The organism is Legionella nautarum (genome assembly GCF_001467895.1).
Classification (GTDB): domain Bacteria; phylum Pseudomonadota; class Gammaproteobacteria; order Legionellales; family Legionellaceae; genus Tatlockia; species Tatlockia nautarum.
Genome location: NZ_LNYO01000024.1, coordinates 690,512 through 708,601, shown reverse-complemented (window position 1 = coordinate 708,601; position 18,090 = coordinate 690,512). Strand labels below are relative to the sequence as shown.

Genomic DNA, 18,090 nt, shown 5'->3' with positions numbered 1-18,090 from the left:
ACAAAGAACGAGTTATAACAGCGCGCAACACCCTTTACCTCCACCGGAAGCACTGGCATCTCCTTCAGCAAAGTTGCCACAATTAACTAAGCGTCAATCAGCGCCTGCTACTAAGAGCTCAGCAGGATCAATCAAGGTTGCTACCGCTAAAACCCCAACTATGGCTCCCTCAAAAGAGGCCAAACCGCAGGTTAGTACTGCAACAAAAGCAACTGAAGTTAAACTCCAGCCTGCACCTATTGCTGTAACTACTCACGCTACAGTACAGGAAAATGAACTAAAAACGATTAAAACTCGACCAGGAGATTCACTTGCTGCCGTATTTAGCCGTTTAGGCATATCCTCTCAAACCTTACATACCATTATGCGTGAAAATCCTAGCACTGAAGGGTTAACAAGATTAAAACCTAATCAACAATTGCAATTCTTGATTAAAAATCATACTCTGGAAAAAATGATTGCTCCTTTGTCGAGCACTCAATTTATTGTCGTCAATCGAGAAGGTCGACATTATCACAGTAAAATTAATTCCTACAAAGTAACCCATCATAATCACTACGTTACAGCGACGGTACAGGGTTCTTTGTATGGCACAGCAAAAAACCACAATATCCCTTATAAATTGATACAGCAAATGACGGAAATATTTGCTTGGGATATCAATTTTGCGAAGGATGTCCGTGCCGGCGACCAGTTCACTATTATCTACAAAGCCCTTTTTGTTGAAGACAAGTTTGTAGGGACTGGCGATATTGTGGCAGTGAGCTACAAGAATCGTGGTAAAACCTTCCACGCTGTCTTGCATACTAGCCGCGGGGGACATTCTAATTACTACAGCCCTCAAGGCAACAGTTTAAAGAATGCTTTCACTCGCTACCCACTTCGATTTAGCCATATTAGCTCTACATTTAGCTTATCTCGATATCATCCTATCCTTCGTTACAGAAGACCACATAAAGGGGTGGATCTTGCTGCACCGATCGGTACTCCCATTGTAGCGACAGGCGACGGTCGCATTGAAATTATTGGGCGCCAAAGTGGTTATGGCAATATGATTAAAATAAAGCATAATAACACCTATAGCTCTATTTATGGACATATGCTGAGATTCCAGAAAGGCTTATATAAAGGTAGCTTTGTTAAGCGAGGCCAGGTAATCGGTTATGTTGGCCAATCGGGTCTAGCTTCAGGACCGCATTGCCATTATGAATTCCACATCAATAATCAGCCTAAAAATCCAACTACGGTTAATCTGCCTAGAAGTGATTCTGTACCATCAAGAGAACTCGCTCATTTTAAAGCGAACACCAATACCCTGCTCGCACAACTGAAGTTGTATGAAACTGGCCGCTTTATCAATTCAAACAAGAAAAATCCTAAAGTCGGTTAGAAAACCAATCCCTGATTGTAAAAAAAAAAATTAAATCACATGTTAAAATATTGACCAAAAATAACGAGATTTTCCTGAGGTTAGCAAAGAAACTTAGTAGACGTAGATATTGAACTATATGCAACCCCTTAAACCCTTAAAGCCTAAGACTTAACTAGTGTAAATACTGTCTTTATAGCAAGCAAAAAAAGTAGGGTCAGGCCCTACTCTTAACCTTGGCTTAAGTTTTCCATGCTACTATCCTAAATTGTTATTGTGTATTTGCTGGGGGAATATAATGAGCCTTCTCGGTCCTTTTTGGTGTCAACGTGATAGAGCTTGGGTACGCTTTAATATTGATCAGGGCAAAGCTAGTGCCGAAATTTTTCAACCTCAAACAAACTCCACCTGGCAACCAGTTGACCAGGGAAGTTGGCCCATCAGTTATGTCCATGGTGAAGAAGAGGTTACGGAGGTTTTCTATTCTCTACAAGGGGATGTACTTTACCGTACTGAGGGAAAACCCAACAGATGGGAGCCAGAAGTGTTCCAAGCCAGCCAGTACCAAGTAAATGACTGGGCTCCCTATAATATTTCAGCAGAGAGAAGAAAAACTGGTTTTTATCCATTCGTCGAATATCAAAAGGATGCCGCGCCCTTAACTCCTTATCATAAGTTACCTCTAACCCCAGAAGCAGAGCAACTGAAATGGGAAGAGTGTAGAAAAAGTGACCTGCGTGCTCTTTTAGTTGATGAAGCTAGTCGAAACACTTTATTCGCTGGCAACGAAGTTGCTTTTGATCGATTACTTAATGCACTTAACCAGGTTTTATTTGAGTATCCTCCCAGCGAATTTAACAGTTGTGATGAATACTTACAATTCTTAAAGGCTGTCATTGATGATTATGATAATCAACTCCATAGAAAAATTATTGATAAAGCTAGTGAAACCGATATAGATCGAGATTTGGGATATGCAGGTAGTGAAAAACAGATAAGAGAAATGAGGGAACTTAAGAAAACTTTTTTTTTCAACTTATTACGAAAAGAAACGGTTTATCTTTGTCAAGAATTTAACAAAGAATGTCCTATTTTAGCCGAAGAAGAACCTGTTCCTATAGATCAAGAACTGATAGCTGTGCAAAGACAGCCTCAGCCTGCACAAGCTTCTCCATCGTTTCTCCATGATTTTTTAATAAATCTTATGAATTTTTTTGTAAATCATCAAGACGTACTGGATAGACCCAATCTGCCTATTAATAATGCTGAACACCTCGCTGCCGCATTAGAAGGAAGCCGGTATGAAGCTATGCAAGAAATTGATGAGGATCTCACCTTGCTTGAGCAAATTAAAATTGCTGTAAGCTACGCCCAAACTAAGTACAAAGAATGGTATGATGACAAGGCCGGCGCTAAAGAAATTCGAGGACGTGATGGTTTCTTTAGCAGGTATTCTTTCAGACATGGTGATTCGGGGCAAACGCGAGCCAGTGACTTTAAGGATAGTATTTTCAGAAGAGAGGTTGATGAACCTGAAGCGATCATTCTGGTAAATAGTTTATTGCAAGACAGTAAGACTGCTTATAACCGTCATTCTTTCGCTTCCTTCCTACTTGATGAGTTGAAATTAATTAACAATGGTCCTTGGTCTGCGATAGCTGCAAACAGCGAATCAAATCTTTATGATCAAGCTACCGTCCTTACTGTGTTGGAAGCTTATGAATATCCTGGATATACCGCGACAGCAGAGTTTTAAGTAATAACTTTTAGGCAAAAAGGATACGACAAATAACAACACTCGCCACGACTCCAGCAAGATCAGCTAACAGCCCTGCTGGAATCGCATGCCTGGTTCGTTTTATTCCAACTGCGCCAAAATAAACGGCGATCACATAAAAAGTGGTTTCAGTACTTCCCATCATTGTTGCGGCAGTTTTACCGATAAAAGAGTCCCCACCATATTGATGGATTAGTTCAGCCATAACTCCGGTAGAGGCGCTGCCTGAAAAAGGCCGTATCAAAGCGAGGGGTAGTAATTCAGAAGGCATTCCTAAAGTAGACAAGATAGGCGCAAGCATAGACTGCATTAGTTCAAAAAACCCGGAGGCACGTAGCATTCCAATGGCAACTAGCATTGCGATTAAGTAAGGAATAATACTCACGCTCGTTTCAAATCCCTGTTTTGCGCCACTGACAAAAGCATCAAAAACATTGATTTTTTTCAATGCGCCATATAAAGGGATGCCAACAATAAAAGCGAGAAAGATCCAATTGGATAATTGATTGGCAAAATTACTCATTGGTTTCAGCCCCTCTAAGGCGATAGGCAGGCAACTTGGCTAATTGTTTAACTGCCAGGATAGCGACGATAGTAGAAATACTGGTAGCCACTAAAGAACTAAAAATGACAGAACTAGGATGTAAACTGCCATTGGCTGCAAGAAAAGCAATAGCAGTCGCGGGAATAAGTTGAACACTCGAGGTATTAATAGCCAAAAAGGTACACATTGCATTCGTGGCTTCCTGAGTATGAGGATTAAGCCGCTGCAGCTCTTTCATAGCTTGCAAACCAAAGGGCGTTGCTGCGTTAGCCAAGCCTAGCATATTAGCCGCAATATTTAACACAATCGCTCCCATCGCAGGATGATCTACTGGCACCTCTGGAAATAGAGGACGAAGTATTGGCCGTAACATTCTTGCTAAGTGATTAATCAACCCTGATTCTGAGGCAATTGCCATAATCCCTAGCCACAGAGCCATGATCCCGGCTAAGCCTAATGCAACTTCAAATCCGAATTTTGCTGACTCAGTGACCGCCTGCACAACCTGATCAAGACGTCCTTGGACTAGGCCAACAATCAGCGAGAGAAAAATCATTCCTAGCCATATGGCATTAAGCATTCTGTACCTCAGTTGCGAAATAGGTTAAAATATGAACTTTTTGTATGCTAACAGGAGAAAGCTATGCGCTCAGTCTACTGTATGACAGATATCAAAAGCATTGTTTTTGCAACTTTTCTCATTTTTTTATCCTGGCAGTCTACGGCAGCCGTCCATCCAAAACAACAAGAAGCAAATCAAATTATTACAGCACTATATCATAGCCTTGAGCACTCACAGAATCCTGAAATGGCCGATCGGCTTGATACTATTAGCGCCCAATTTATAGGTAAGGTTTATATACTCGGCGCATTAGGAGAGGGCTCTAAAGCGCGTTTTGATCAAGAACCTCGATATCGTATCGATGGTTTCGATTGCGATACTTATGTCACAACTGTATTGGCCTTGGCTCTGGCTAAAGACACACAGGGCTTTAAACAGTGCATGTCTAAAGTACGCTATAAAGATGGCCAGGTTAGCTTTACGGCACGCAATCATTTTACTTCTATTGATTGGAATTTTAATAACCAGAAACAAGGCTTTATTAAAGACATCACGGGAACCATAAAAGATCAAAATAATAAAGCGGTTGTAGAAATGGCTACCGCGTTGATTGATAAACCTTCCTGGTATCAGCATTTTACCGATAAAAATGTGCGTTTAAGCCCATCGAATGAAGAGGAACGGAGCAAACGATTAGCTGAGCTTAAAATAAGAGGCGCTAAATTACCGGTACAACTATCGCAACTACCTTATCTACCCCTGACTACCTTATTCGATGCCCAAGGCAAGCCTAATCAATATCTATTTGCTCAAATTCCTAATGCATCAATTGTAGAAATAGTACGACCTAACTGGAATTTACAGGAGCAAATCGGTACCAATCTCAATATTTCTCATCTAGGTTTTGCTTTTTGGAAAAAAGGAACACTCTACTTTAGACAGGCTTCATCACAATATGGCCATGTTGTCGAAGTGCCTTTGATAGATTATTTACATGAGGCTCTCAGTAGCCCAACGATTAAAGGAATTCATATCGAAGTGGTCGTCCCCGAAAAACCCTTGCTCGATGGCTGCAACGTGGATTCGAACGGATCGCTTATCCATAACTAACGTTAAATTATGCAATAAGTTCCGATCGCGATGGTCCGGTTGTGAGGTAATTTATAAAACTCGATATTTAAATTGGCAGAATAATTGCGCATTAAAAAGGCAAACAATTTTTCCTGCCAATGAAAGGCCAGTGTTTTCCTTTTCTTCGATGCCACCACATTAGGGATTTCGACTAAGTAAGTCGCTGAATCTACTTTAAACTCGAAGGGAAGCAACTCATACTCAACAGCCTTGGTTAAGGCTTTTGGCACGGAAATATTATCCATAAAACCATAGTGCAAAGTTAATTCACATACGCGTTTATCGATTTGATTAATCTCAAAACGTTTGGAAGGATCAATATGGGGTTTATTTTCAACGACATAACTGACAATCAAAATATTCTCTGGAACTGCATAGCTTAACTTTAAAAAATGGAGAAAACTTCCGCCGCTGCGGTCATAAGTATCGGTGAGGAAAATGGCGGTTATTCCTTTCAAATGTTGCAGTGATTTGTAGTTTAGTTGTTTAATAATTTTGCTAATATCTTCTTTTTGCATATAAACATTGTTTTTTAAATATTGTAAGCCTAGATTCCAAGTGTACATAATTAAACCAATAATCAAAGCAAAGCAAACAGGTACCCATCCGCCGGTAACAAATTTATGCGCGTTAGCACCTAGAAAAATAAGATCGATCAGCAGAAAAGGAGTAAACACCACAAGCACTCGCAACCAAGACCATTGCCAAATATGCCTAGCAGCATAAGTGACCATTGTGGTGACCAGTAACATGACTAGATTCACAGCAATTCCATAAGCGTGAGTCATATTGCTTGAATTTCTGAATGTAAAAATAAGCACCATCGTACCGATGAATAATAGGAAATTCATTTGGGGAATATAAATTTGGCCGACATGCTTCTTGGAAGTTTGAATCACAGGAATACGCGGGCATAATCCTAGCAATATAGCTTGCTTAGTTAATGAGAAAGTTGCCGTAATCACAGCCTGGGAAGCAATCACTGTGGCAATTGTCGCAATAATTAATAGAGGAATAGAAAACCAATTCGGAGCAATCATAAAAAAGGGATTTACGATCGCTTCTGGATAGCGAATTAAATGACCACCCTGACCAAAATAGTTGAGCACTAAACTAGGTAAGGCCACAAAGTACCAGCTATAACGAATGGGGTTTTTGCCAAAATGACCAATATCGGCATACAAAGCTTCTCCCCCCGTTACTACCAAAAATACACCACCCAATAAGTAGTAGCCTTTTAAACCATTATTATATAAATAATCAAAAGCATAGTAGGGATGAAGAGCGTGTAAGACCACCGGATGCCTGAAAATTTCCACGGCCCCTAAAATAGCGATGGTAATAAACCAAATTAATAATAAGGGACCAAAAGCAGCGCCAATTTTTGAAGTACCATGTGACTGCATAATAAACAAAAGAATGAGAATGCCACAGGAAAATGGCAGAATAAAATCATCAAACTTAGGAGAAATTGTCTTTAAACCTTCAATAGCACTTGTTACCGAAATTGCTGGAGTCAGCATCCCGTCACCCAGCAATAACCCAGCGCTAAAGATGGCTAATAAGTAAAAAAGATGCTCATATTTGGTTTGTTTTTGTTTAAGAAGCGCTAATAAAGCCAAGCCACCGCCTTCGCCCTCATTATCAGCACGAAAAACAATGACCAAGTATTTAATAGAAATAACTACAATTAATGACCAAAAAATTAACGATAGAACCCCTAGAATATCCACTTCAGTGAGCGGTAAATCGCCCAGTGTCTCACGTAAGGCATAGAGCGGACTAGTACCAATATCCCCAAAAACCACACCCAAAGCCCCTAGGGACAAAGCCCAGGGAAATTTTTTGTTTGTCGTGGCCAAAATACAATATCCGTTTAATTGATTATCTAGAACTATAAACCAATAACTCAGCCCTTGCTTAGAATTCTTGAAATTTATTTTCAATAAAACCGACAGGCTAGGTGAACTCTGATTGCGAAATCATAGTGGATGCTTAATAATGGAAAAATTCATGTATAGAAGGAGTGGGAATGTCACACAAGAGCTTGATTGGGCGCTTGGCCTTAGTTTGCCTATTATCTTTAGCTTTTAGTGGCTGTTTCCATCCACCTTACAATCATTTCAAACCTTATCGGCGGGCTTATGTAACCACCCCCCCCGCTGCCATCGTTGGGGCTGCTGCGGTGGCCGTTTCAGGAGGGGCACCTGTAGTTGCGGGAGCAGCGATTGGTACCGCAGTGGGTGCTGCGGTAGGCCTTTATAAAGACACCAGACCTATGCTCATCAAGCAATTGCAAAAATTGGATATCATGTATATTGAGTACGGCGATACCGTGACCATTATTGTTCCAACTGATCGTTACTACATCTTTAACAGCGCTCGACTGAATGATCTTTGTTTTGCCGGTTTAAATACGCTGATTAAATTGCTGGCAACCTTTCATAAATGTTGTCCAATTTATGTGGGTGGTTTTACTGACAATGTAGGTTCTCGCCACAGTAAAAACCTCATGTCACAGGCCCGAGCTGAAACTATGGTTGCTTTTCTTTGGGCGAATGGTTTTGCTGCACGACGCTTGATCGCCGAGGGATATGGTGATAAAAACCCAGTTGGTGACAATAAACTCATCCATGGTAGTGCGTATAATCGTCGCATTGAAATTCAAATATTCAAAGATTGTTCAACCCCACAAGTTGAGCCAGTCCCAATAGGCGCTACAAAGTAGTCTTTTTGCTCTCTTGAGCGCCTAGGGAGTAGTAGGTGTTATAAATGAAATCCAGATTTATTGGCGGTATTCTCCTGATAGTAGGTACATCAATTGGCGGTGGCATGCTAGCCTTACCTGTAGCAAATGCCGCAACAGGATTTTGGCAATCTTCCCTGTTTCTTTTGCTTTGTTGGGCAATAATGACGCTTGGTGCGCTCTTTATTCTCGAAGCGAATCTTTATTTGCCGCAAGGTAAGCACATGGTTTCCATGGCCGCAGCCACGCTTGGCTCACCAGGTCTTTTGGCTGCTTGGCTCAGTTATCTGTTTTTACTTTATACCCTACTTTCAGCCTATATTTCGGGCGGGGCTGATGTGTTTGGGAATTTGTTTTCCCAAATAGGCATTTCTATTAATGAATGGCAGGCGAGCACTTTATTCACCCTTGTTTTTGGTCTTATCGTTTACGGCGGCATCCGTCAAGTCGATTTGTTTAATCGCGGGCTGATGTTTGGAAAATTAGCGATTTATTTTATCCTCGTTTTGCTTATCGCGCCTCATATTCAACTGAATTACCTTCAGGGGGGAAATTATCAATATATTACCGGAACCGTAATGATTTTAATCACTTCTTTTGGTTTTGCGATTATTGTTCCCAATTTACGTGATTATTTTGATGATGATATCGTCTTACTGCGAAAAGTTGTTTTAATTGGTTCTCTCATCCCTTTATTATGTTATTTGGCCTGGGATGCGGTCATTATTGGTAGCCTACCGACAACCGGAGATACGGGGCTTGCTGCATTGATGCATGATGAACATACCACTTCTGCCCTTGCTACCACGCTTTCCAACACAGTACAAAGCACAGTAATTAGCTCCTTATTTAATTTCTTTACTTCCATCTGCATGCTAACGGCTTTTCTTGGTGTTTCACTTTGCCTTATTAGCTTTTTAGCAGATGGATTAAATCTAGAGCAACGCGGCAAACAGGGCTTGGGATTATTTCTACTCACCTTTGTACCGCCGCTTTTAGTAGTCATTTATTATCCCGGAGCCTATATCCAAGCCTTGAGTTATGCGGGAATTTTTTGTGTGATCTTACTGCTTTTACTGCCTGCACTGATGACAGTTTATGGAAGGAAGAAATTTATCCCTCGTTATACAGTTCCTGGGGGCAAAATCTCTCAATGGGCGGTCATTGCTTTTTCTATTCTGCTTCTTGCGAATTCAATATGGGCACTGATTCCTCCAAAGGGTTAAACAGGCAAAGATCATTGACAGCGAGCCGGTTTATCACGTAGTATATTGTTTTAAATTTGTACAAATGGATTTTATCGTGGCTGATTCCAAGTTTATTGGCGGTATCTTATTAATCGTTGGTACTTCCATTGGTGGAGGTATGTTAGCCCTACCTGTTTCAACGGCTGAGGTAGGCTTTACTAACTCCATTTTTTTCTTAATCCTCTGTTGGTTGGTTATGACCGTGGGGGCCTTGCTCATTCTCGAGGTCAATCTTCGCTTACCTGCAGGGTCTAATATGGTTTCCATGGCTAGGAAAACTTTGGGCCTCCCCGGACAAATTATTGCTTGGATAACCTACCTTTTACTGCTTTATACTTTATTAGCAGCCTATATTTCCGGTGGTTCGGATGTTTTAAATAGTTTACTGCAAAAAGCCCATCTTAATTTCCCTAGTTGGTTTACTTCTCTTCTTTTCACAGTAATCTTTAGTTTGGTTGTTTATGGAGGGATTCGCTCTGTTGATTATGTTAATCGCGGCCTCATGTTTGGTAAATTAGGGGTCTATCTTCTTTTAGTGGTGATCATTAGCCCGCATATTAACCCTAGTTCACTAAGTGGCGGCTCAATGGAAGCAATCTCTGGCAGTCTGATGGTGTTAATTACTTCGTTTGGTTTTGCTTCTATAGTACCTAGTTTACGTGAGTATTTTCATGATGATGTCCACAGCTTACGAAAAGTGATTCTTCTCGGCTCGTTAATCCCTCTCAGTTGCTACATTCTTTGGATGGCAGTGATTATGGGTGTTGTTCAACGTGATGGAACCGACGGATTAATCTCCTTAATGACTAATGAGCATGCTATTAGTGGTTTAACCAATTCCCTCTCAACAGCCGTCAATAGCCAATGGATCACAGGTTTTTTTAACTTTTTCACATCCATTTGCATGGTGACCGCTTTTCTTGGTGTTTCAATTGGCTTATTTGATTTTTTAGCCGATGGTTTAACTTTGAAAAAAACAGGGCTTCAAGGAAAATCTACTTTAGCCTTAACCTTTGCTCCACCTCTCGCAGTTGTCCTCTTTAATCCAGGAATTTATTTACATGCATTCAAGTATGCAGGTCTTTGCTGTGTGGTTTTATTGCTGCTTTTACCTGCTTTAATGACTTGGCGTGCTCGTCAGGTTGATCCAGAAGGAGGAATTTGGATTGTGCCGGGTGGCAATTTAAGTCTTAGTTTGGTCGCTCTATCTGCTGTATTTTTATTGACTATTGCGATGTAGAGATTCAATGTTGGGCCAAGGTTGCTACCCAGGTTCCTTCTCTAAACACCTTGGCTCAACCTTACAACAACGCCACTTAAGCTTAATTGTGCAGGATTCTCAAACTCTCTGTAGACATCTTTTAGATTGGTATCCTCTAACTTTATTGTCCTGTCATTTTTAAATGCTTGAGTAAATATCCTGTTAGACAAGCGGTTACATAAAAGTTCAATAAATAATCAATACGCCTGTATTTAACTATACTCTGTGTATGCTTATTCTTTCCTTAGATTAGCTATGCCCTTTCCAATTCTATTATCTGTAAATGATTGGCGCAGTAAAACTAAAAGTCATCCTGATAAAGAGGTTGAGCAGCTGCTTGGCTCTGTCTATGATGCCAAAACCATCTACACAAGACTCGACCGCCTTATAGATCTGCTGGCTTATATTGAAGCCAAACCTCACAGTCAAATTTATACTGATCTTTCCTCATCAATTTTATCTGTTTTAGGTCATATGCTTAATGAAAAGCACGAGGATAAAATACGAGAAAAAATCGCTGCTAGAGAGCGATTAAAAGACCTAGATCCTTATTATATGCCATGGGCTAGACCTGACATAACTGATAGTAATAACGATCCCTTAGCCTTCTATGAAACAATTCAATTCAAAACAAAAAATGAGCAGATGGTTGAATTTTCAAAATTTAAGAAAAGATTGAAGGGAAGTAAAACTCTACTCGAACTTGGTGGTCGCGATAGTGATTCGGCCAATTTATTTTGGGCCTACCGCCAAGAAAAAGATGTTGAAGAGAAATCTTACAACGAGGAAGAACTAGAGCAATTTCGCGCCATACCTCATCAAGGAAAGCTTGTTAAATTGATTACTTCTGGCTCTAAAGATAACAGGCGCCTTAGTTTTGAATATCTTAATACTAATAAATTAAGCGTGAAAGCTTTTGATACTATGACTTATACTCCAAAAGATTATTCTAAACGGGGTATTTATACTATTCATATCAATGGGAGTATTTTTGTTGGTCAAAGTGTTGCTCCACAAAGAACAAGAACATGGTTTATCTTTGACCCCTACGCTATTCTTCACCCTTCTTATGCAGATTCTTATTCGAACAACCGCCTTTTTATGGCTGGGCAAATAGAGGTTTTTGCGGATGGTGAAGTAAGCATGCTAGATAGCGGCAGCGGGCACTATGTGCCTGATTATGAACAAACGCAACAAGCTATTACTTTTTTAAGAGAAGAATTGAGTATAGTCAATAATCACACTAGGGTATCTTATTTTAGGCCTGTAGGAGGTAAAAGAGTTTTTGATGACAGTGATGCAAATTATAACGAACTTAAGGCTATCATCAAAGACTATGTAGTTATGAATGATCTGGATCCAAGACTTGTTACTGGAGAATACTTGCAAAATAATGCTCCAAATTTACACACCTATTTCATTATGCAAAATAAAATAAATAGCGAGCTTGCTCAATGGAAAAAAGAAAAGCAAGGTTTTTATTCCTTAAGATTAGAGCAAGCGGTTGAAAAATTTTCAAAGTTTGCAAGATACCAAGAGCCATCTAAGACTATTGGGCTACTTTTAGAAATACAACAGGCTATTGACGACTGGCGAGAGAAGTCCAAGGGGTCTACTTTCAACGCAAAAAGGCTACAAGCCGTTGACAATCTGGAAAACCGAGTACAAAAACAGATACTTTATTATCAAAGCAAACTGTTACTTAATAATCTAAAACCAATTCCTGCAGCTTATAAAAAGATAATTAAGGATTTTTTAAATGGGGTAACTGATTTAAGTAAGACAATTGAAAATATTGAGGGTATACCTCTATCTCAGGATCAAAATAAATCTCATTTCTTTTCTCGGAGCATCCCAGAAAAAGATAACTCAACAATAAGCCCTATATTGGAACTTTTATGCGCTAGCAAAAATGCGTCTACTGAAAAACTCAAGCAAATTAATCATGAATTTTTAGATTTTAGAGCACCAGGTCATCAACTTGATTACGGATGAGGTAATTTGATGAAATCTATCATCACGATAAAACTGACAACCTCAAATAAAGTTTGTGTTTGCATTTTTCCTTAAAGCAGCTCCATTAGGGCCAGGCTCCGTCCTTAAACTCAAACCAATTCAGCACGACTTGCCAACGATGTTTCTTTTTTTAGCCAAAACATCATATTGAACATCTCTTCAAGATCGAGAAAATCAAGCCAATAAGTTTGCAATAACATTAGAAATTCATAGCCTAAATCAATATTAGTCGAGATCATTTGATCAAGAAATTTTGCAAAAGAAAGGCTAGGGGGTATAGTTTTTACAGGTTCTGCTGCTCTCTCAAGCATTTTTGCAAAACAACGCTGAAAATAGCCGTCGAACATTTTGGGGATGGGAAGATTACCATCAAAAATTCTATGATCGGCAGTGACTGAGATGGGTAATAGATCTTGAGGCTCGAACTCTTTGGTTTCATTATTCCATACCGGTTTTTTTTCTACCGCAAACAGGGTCACTTTAACCATTTCATTTGGACGCAACGGCGATTTACCTTGGGAATATCCACAATGGCCAATATTAGATAACGTGACAATAGAATTGTTTATCATCGGATAACCATAAAAATCGTTTGCCAAATCAGCAAGGATGTTATCCATGATATTCTTTAGGCGGGGATTCTCTTTTTCAAGTTGCTCACGTTTTTTATAGCAAAGAACCATCATCTTCACTTTGCTTCTAATTTTTGTTGCCAATTCTTGGGAGGTTAATTCATGGCAGTTTTCAAAAACGATTGTAGCGATTTGTTCCCCACAATCAGGTAGCTTAACTGCTATACCAACATAACTTCCTTCAGTTTTCAGTATTTTTGGATAAGAGATATAGCTTCGCCAAGATTCATTTTCATGCAAACTCAAGCTCATCGTCTGCAATATCAAAGTCGTTAAGGTCTCGGGAGGATATTTTTTATTAAATAAATCGATACAACTCACATTAAGGTTAAACTCGCCAACCATAGTTGGGTCGCGTGGCCTATCCCATTGTGTCATGAGTAATTTACGCAGAGGGCTCATTTCAATTTCAGAAACTGTTTCCATATAACGAAACACTTTAGGTGAAAAATTTTCGGAAACCCGCATAAGAAATTGCCAGTTCCCGCTGGGTTTTAGATTGATTTTATTGAGTTGCTCTTTATGTCGTCTGTCTAAGCGCTGTAAAAACTCTACCATACCATCAAATCCAAAGAGCGATGAAAAAGCAAACATATATTTGTATTGTAAAAAAACATTAGTAATTAATTGGTTCTCTAAGAATTGAATTTTTTCTTTTATCACCTCACTATCAGGTAAGCCTATCTCACGGTATAAATCGGCTTCGCAAACATGGCGTTGTTCATCTTGGAGAACAGTTTCGAATACTTTTGGCGCGATACCATGAAGCGCACAGCTTTTAAAAATTTCTTCTATCCAACCTTCCGCAAGTAAATTCAATAATACGACGGCAACTTTCGGACATTCTTGTTCGCGAATAAAATTACATAGTATTTCGACGTTTGCACTATAAGCCGGCGGTTGAGAATGCGGAGTACAAAGTTGATAGACGATTTTAGTAAAAATTAAACCGTGGAAAATTTCATCAAGTAATTGGGCATGCATGAGTTTTTTATGCTCAGGATCCGTCATTTGGGACTCAAATTTTAGAGGAATTTGGATAGCCAATACTTCTAATTGTGCTAATAGGGAAAAAGCATAAATATAGAATAATTTTTCATGTTTTATTTCGACGGGCAATCCATGCTCAAATAATTTTGCTAGCCTCGTTTTGATAGTCTCTTTTTCTTCCTGAGAAATTTGGCTCCAGCCTTCTAAAATCCATTTCTCAGAGCCCCAAGAGGGTTTTAGCAGTTCCGTTAGCTCATCCATTTTACATCCTTTTAAATCCAAGTGCTGCATGATAACTAGTTAGGTGAGAGAGCGTCAACCATCCTCAAATATATAAAATCCGTTTTAAATTTTGGGGGAACCACTAGTTATTTTTTTAATATTGAGTAATACTTCACCCAATTAATCCGTTTTTATGCCATGACTAGAATAAGACCATTCCTGAAATGGGCAGGTAGTAAAATTCACTGCTTAGAAACTATTTTAAACTCTCTACCTCCAGCGAATCGGCTTATTGAGCCCTTTACAGGTTCAGGCGCAATCTTTATTAATTCAAATTATTCCAATTATTTGTTAGCTGAAGGAAATAAGGATTTAATTAGTTTATTTCGTTGCTTACAGGACGGAGGAGAGGACTTTATTAATTATTGTGCGGGATTTTTTTGCAGAGAGAATAATTCTGCAGGTCAGTATTATCAGTTTAGGAAACAATTTAACCAATGTACTGATTTAAAATATAAATCCGCTCTGTTTCTCTATTTAAATCGCCATGGATACAATGGATTATGCCGTTATAATCAAAGTGGCATCTATAATGTGCCCTTTGGTCGCTACTTGAATCCTTATTTTCCACGTAAGGAGATGACCCATTTTTATCAGAAATCCAAGCTAGCTCAATTTTTGCAAGGTGATTTTCGCCAAACCTTTCAACAAGCACAACCTGGCGATCTCATTTATTGTGATCCCCCTTACGTTCCTTTGTCCTCAAGTGCACATTTTTCTTCGTATACAAGTAAAAAGTTTAGCGAGAAGGATCAGATGGATTTAGCGACTTTAGCTTTAGAAAGCGCTCAAAGAGGAGTAACTGTCGTGATTTCCAATCATGATACTAGCTTCACACGTCATCAATATCGTCATGGCAGAATCCATTCTTTTCCCGTAAAACGATTGATTAGCTGTCAATCGAATACTCGCTCTGCTGTGCAAGAATTAGTGGCGGTCTTTTGCCACAAATCCTTAATGGGCAAGTGAGCGATAATCCTTCATAAAAAATGCAAGAATAGTTACCAGTAGTAGAGAAATAGGTAAAATGGAAAGTGCAATTTGATAATCGACTAGTGTATAGATATGCTCTCCGCCAACAATACCACTATCACCAAAAGTATCCAGTAACTTTCCTACTAAGGGTTGGAAGATTACTCCACCTAAGGTTACTATCATATTGGTGGCAGCAAAAACAGTCCCAGATAATTCCGCTCCAGAATTCTCTTTAGCCATGATAAAAACAATAATTTCTGTTGCGCTGAATACTCCATAGAGGAACAACAACACATTTAATGAAACATAAGATAGACCAGGATAATAAAGTACTAAGGAGATACAAATAAAGGCCATTATCGCACCGATAACTAAGGGTAAAACGCGACGACCTGAGCTATCTGATAAAAAGCCGGCTATGGGGGCACCAACAGCCCACCCCAAAAACATGGCCGAAATGGTTCGAGCTGCTTCAGCTTTAGTCAAATGATGGGCTTGCTCAAGATAGGTTTTACCCCATAGTTCACCGAAAACCGAAAGAGAGGTATATAAGCAAGCACCCACAAAACCAATTAACCAAACTTGGGGTGAAGATAAAACACGCCAGACATTATAAAAGAATTCTGGTAAGGGATGACTATGTGGTGAATAGCCCTCTGGCCCATCTCTCACCACGAAGAAAATCATAACACTAAGTACCGCACCTATGGTCACCATCATGCTTAATACATGATGCCATCCCATAGAAATCGCTATATCAGTAATTTTTACTTCCCCATAGACCAGCCCCAACATACCTAGAGTGGTGATCAGTCCTGCAACCAGAGAAAAATAGCGTCGTGGCAGCCAATGCAAAGCAAGAGATAAGACACCGACAAACGCGAAGGAAGAACCAAATCCCACTAAAAACCGACCGCTGCCAGCAATCAAAATCGATGAGGTATCAGTAAACATCCAAGATCCAAGCGTACAACAGAGGCAAGCAAAGGTTAGTAAGCGTCTAGGACCAAAGCGATCCATTAACATACCCACCGGCATTTGCATGGGTGAATAAGCAAAATAGTAAAAAGCTGACAGTTGACCAAAGGTAGTTGCTGAAATATGGCCAAATGCTGTACTTAATTCACTTTGCAAGGCGCCAGGGATAATTCGTAATACGAATTCATAACAGTAAAAAAAAGCGCCTACCGCACAAACTAAACTACCAAATAGTGCTTGTTTTCTAGTGATCGTCATCGTCATTGTCTTAGTTATCTGCATTAGCATAAGTTTCCTTCAGAAAGAAGGTCAATATGGCAGCAATAATGATACCGATAGGAATAATTGACAGAGCAAACTGATAATCATCCGCAGTATATAATTGCTGGAGTTTATCTACAGGTACCGCCTGTAGAGGTACGTTTGCCAGGTGGGTTGACAAACTTAGATCCAGTAATCGTCCTACTAAGGGCTGTAAAAACATAGCGCCCAACATCACGATCATGTTTGTCATTGCCATTGCTGTACCCGCCGCTTCATTAGGGCTTAGCTCGCGACCTACTGCAAAAACAATACATTGAGCACTATATAAAAGTCCCAGAAGAAACAGGAGTGCATTGATGTAGGACGCTGTTAAACCGGGTAAATAGAGCACAACCATCATCACAATCCCAGCCCCTGTTGCTCCAAAAAGCATAGGAAGTTTGCGACGTTTTAATCTATCAGAGATATAGCCCATCAAAGGAGCACCTACAGTAAAACCTAGGAACAGTAAAGAGTTCGCAAAATCGGCGTCAGGTTGTGATAAATTATGAGCATGTTTTAGATAAGGAATACCCCATAATTCGGCAAACACGGTTGTTGGTAAATACACCAAACAGCCGAACATACCGTTTATCCAAATCTGCTTATTACTTGCAATGATTCCTAAGTCGATCATGCTTTTCTTGAAATTAGCCACTGTCCCGCTTCGACGTTGATGGCTTTTCTTATCACGGATACCAAACCACAGTAAAATCGTTAAACCAAGTCCGAAATAAGCAGTGAGGTTTACTGTTTGACGCCAACCAATGCTCACTACTAAGCTACCGAGCAGATTGTCACCAATCATAGCCCCGATAGTTCCTAATGCTGCTGCCAAACCAGCGACCATAGCCAATTTATTTTCGGGAAGCCAAATCGTTGCAAGCTTTAAAACGCCGACGAAAGCAAAAGCAGAACCAAAACCAACTAAAAAACGTCCAACCGCAGCAATCCAAAATACAGTGGTACCCGCAAAAATAAAGGTTCCAATCACGCAAATTAAACAAGCTAAAGTGATCAGTAATCTTGGACCATAGCGATCTAATAAGACTCCGACAGGTATTTGCAAGGGAACATAAGCATAATAATAAAATGCCGATAACAATCCAAAACTTGTTGCTGATAAATTAAAATGCTCGCGAAGTGCAGGCTCCATAACACTAGGAGATATACGCAGAAAATATTCATAGCTGTAATACAGTGCGCCGAGCCCGCAGATTAACCAGGCCATTAGCAGGTATTTTCGATTAGTCTCAGTATACAAAACACACTCCTTC

14 protein-coding genes (1 of these 14 running past the window's edge) are annotated in these 18,090 nt (G+C 39.8%); 8 read left to right on the top strand and 6 right to left on the bottom strand.

Features of this window, described 5'->3' with window-relative positions; genetic code table 11:
* A protein-coding gene (locus Lnau_RS14815) for a peptidoglycan DD-metalloendopeptidase family protein (protein WP_058505897.1) crosses the window boundary here: on the top strand, window positions 1–1,390 show its 3' portion. It extends 122 nt beyond the left edge of the window; the window shows 1,390 of its 1,512 coding nt (coding positions 123–1,512); the start codon falls outside the window, past its left edge; the stop codon is at window positions 1,388–1,390.
* 277 nt (window positions 1,391–1,667) lie between these two features.
* Window positions 1,668–3,125 carry a hypothetical protein gene (locus tag Lnau_RS14810; protein WP_058505896.1) on the top strand — a complete coding sequence of 486 codons (1,458 nt, stop codon included), beginning with the start codon at window positions 1,668–1,670 and terminating at the stop codon, window positions 3,123–3,125.
* Between the two features lie 10 nt (window positions 3,126–3,135).
* Here Lnau_RS14810 and Lnau_RS14805 read toward each other — a convergent pair whose 3' ends face one another.
* Both Lnau_RS14805 and Lnau_RS14800 read right to left on the bottom strand, forming a co-directional pair.
* Window positions 3,136–3,669: a spore maturation protein gene (locus Lnau_RS14805; RefSeq protein WP_058505895.1), complete on the bottom strand. Its 534-nt coding sequence runs from the start codon at window positions 3,667–3,669 to the stop codon at window positions 3,136–3,138.
* Window positions 3,662–4,270, bottom strand: coding sequence for a nucleoside recognition domain-containing protein (locus Lnau_RS14800; RefSeq protein WP_058505894.1), 609 nt, complete (start codon window positions 4,268–4,270; stop codon window positions 3,662–3,664). The genes Lnau_RS14805 and Lnau_RS14800 overlap by 8 nt, the downstream gene beginning before the upstream one ends.
* A gap of 63 nt (window positions 4,271–4,333) precedes the next feature.
* Between Lnau_RS14800 and Lnau_RS14795 the strand changes: the two genes are divergently transcribed.
* Window positions 4,334–5,362 (top strand): N-acetylmuramoyl-L-alanine amidase-like domain-containing protein, encoded by a 1,029-nt coding sequence (locus tag Lnau_RS14795; RefSeq protein WP_058505893.1) that lies wholly within the window; start codon window positions 4,334–4,336, stop codon window positions 5,360–5,362.
* 2 nt (window positions 5,363–5,364) lie between these two features.
* Here Lnau_RS14795 and Lnau_RS14790 read toward each other — a convergent pair whose 3' ends face one another.
* The gene (locus tag Lnau_RS14790) at window positions 5,365–7,245 is read right to left on the bottom strand and encodes a potassium transporter Kup (protein WP_058505892.1); all 1,881 of its coding nucleotides are present in this window, start codon (window positions 7,243–7,245) and stop codon (window positions 5,365–5,367) included.
* Window positions 7,246–7,415: 170 nt separating this feature from the next.
* Between Lnau_RS14790 and cmpA the strand changes: the two genes are divergently transcribed.
* The 4 genes from cmpA to Lnau_RS14770 all read left to right on the top strand — a co-directional run bounded on the left by cmpA (window position 7,416) and on the right by Lnau_RS14770 (window position 12,632).
* A complete protein-coding gene (gene cmpA, locus Lnau_RS14785; protein ID WP_058505891.1) occupies window positions 7,416–8,111 on the top strand; it encodes a C-OmpA-like family protein CmpA in 696 nt (231 codons plus the stop codon).
* A gap of 44 nt (window positions 8,112–8,155) precedes the next feature.
* Complete coding sequence (locus Lnau_RS14780) at window positions 8,156–9,355, top strand: amino acid permease (protein WP_058505890.1); 1,200 nt, start codon at window positions 8,156–8,158, stop codon at window positions 9,353–9,355.
* Between the two features lie 76 nt (window positions 9,356–9,431).
* Complete coding sequence (locus Lnau_RS14775) at window positions 9,432–10,616, top strand: amino acid permease (RefSeq protein WP_083503851.1); 1,185 nt, start codon at window positions 9,432–9,434, stop codon at window positions 10,614–10,616.
* A 276-nt stretch (window positions 10,617–10,892) separates the two neighbouring features.
* Window positions 10,893–12,632, top strand: coding sequence for a hypothetical protein (locus Lnau_RS14770; protein WP_058505888.1), 1,740 nt, complete (start codon window positions 10,893–10,895; stop codon window positions 12,630–12,632).
* 110 nt (window positions 12,633–12,742) lie between these two features.
* Here Lnau_RS14770 and Lnau_RS14765 read toward each other — a convergent pair whose 3' ends face one another.
* Window positions 12,743–14,536: a 2-oxo acid dehydrogenase subunit E2 gene (locus Lnau_RS14765; RefSeq protein ID WP_058505887.1), complete on the bottom strand. Its 1,794-nt coding sequence runs from the start codon at window positions 14,534–14,536 to the stop codon at window positions 12,743–12,745.
* Between the two features lie 159 nt (window positions 14,537–14,695).
* On the opposite strand from Lnau_RS14765, the gene Lnau_RS14760 reads away from it, so the two are divergent.
* Entirely contained in the window at window positions 14,696–15,526 is an 831-nt protein-coding gene (locus Lnau_RS14760) for a Dam family site-specific DNA-(adenine-N6)-methyltransferase (protein ID WP_058505886.1), read from the top strand.
* On the opposite strand, the gene Lnau_RS14755 is transcribed toward Lnau_RS14760, so the two are convergent.
* Complete coding sequence (locus Lnau_RS14755; RefSeq protein ID WP_238585989.1) at window positions 15,512–16,798, bottom strand: MFS transporter; 1,287 nt, start codon at window positions 16,796–16,798, stop codon at window positions 15,512–15,514. The genes Lnau_RS14760 and Lnau_RS14755 overlap by 15 nt on opposite strands.
* Complete coding sequence (locus Lnau_RS14750; protein WP_420795486.1) at window positions 16,779–18,044, bottom strand: MFS transporter; 1,266 nt, start codon at window positions 18,042–18,044, stop codon at window positions 16,779–16,781. Before Lnau_RS14750 ends, Lnau_RS14755 begins: the two co-directional genes overlap by 20 nt.
* Window positions 18,045–18,090 lie beyond the last annotated feature (46 nt).

What these genes read in the sequence shown, in the direction of transcription:
- Lnau_RS14780 (WP_058505890.1), top strand. Translation starts at nt 8,156, where the DNA reads ATGAAATCCAGATTTATTGGCGGTATTCTCCTGATAGTAGGTACATCA.
- Lnau_RS14810 (WP_058505896.1), top strand. Translation starts at nt 1,668, where the DNA reads ATGAGCCTTCTCGGTCCTTTTTGGTGTCAACGTGATAGAGCTTGGGTA.
- Lnau_RS14805 (WP_058505895.1), bottom strand. Translation starts at nt 3,669, where the DNA reads ATGAGTAATTTTGCCAATCAATTATCCAATTGGATCTTTCTCGCTTTT.
- cmpA (WP_058505891.1), top strand. Translation starts at nt 7,416, where the DNA reads ATGTCACACAAGAGCTTGATTGGGCGCTTGGCCTTAGTTTGCCTATTA.
- Lnau_RS14795 (WP_058505893.1), top strand. Translation starts at nt 4,334, where the DNA reads ATGCGCTCAGTCTACTGTATGACAGATATCAAAAGCATTGTTTTTGCA.
- Lnau_RS14770 (WP_058505888.1), top strand. Translation starts at nt 10,893, where the DNA reads ATGCCCTTTCCAATTCTATTATCTGTAAATGATTGGCGCAGTAAAACT.
- Lnau_RS14800 (WP_058505894.1), bottom strand. Translation starts at nt 4,270, where the DNA reads ATGCTTAATGCCATATGGCTAGGAATGATTTTTCTCTCGCTGATTGTT.
- Lnau_RS14755 (WP_238585989.1), bottom strand. Translation starts at nt 16,798, where the DNA reads ATGCTAATGCAGATAACTAAGACAATGACGATGACGATCACTAGAAAA.
- Lnau_RS14750 (WP_420795486.1), bottom strand. Translation starts at nt 18,044, where the DNA reads ATGGCCTGGTTAATCTGCGGGCTCGGCGCACTGTATTACAGCTATGAA.
- Lnau_RS14760 (WP_058505886.1), top strand. Translation starts at nt 14,696, where the DNA reads ATGACTAGAATAAGACCATTCCTGAAATGGGCAGGTAGTAAAATTCAC.
- Lnau_RS14765 (WP_058505887.1), bottom strand. Translation starts at nt 14,536, where the DNA reads ATGGATGAGCTAACGGAACTGCTAAAACCCTCTTGGGGCTCTGAGAAA.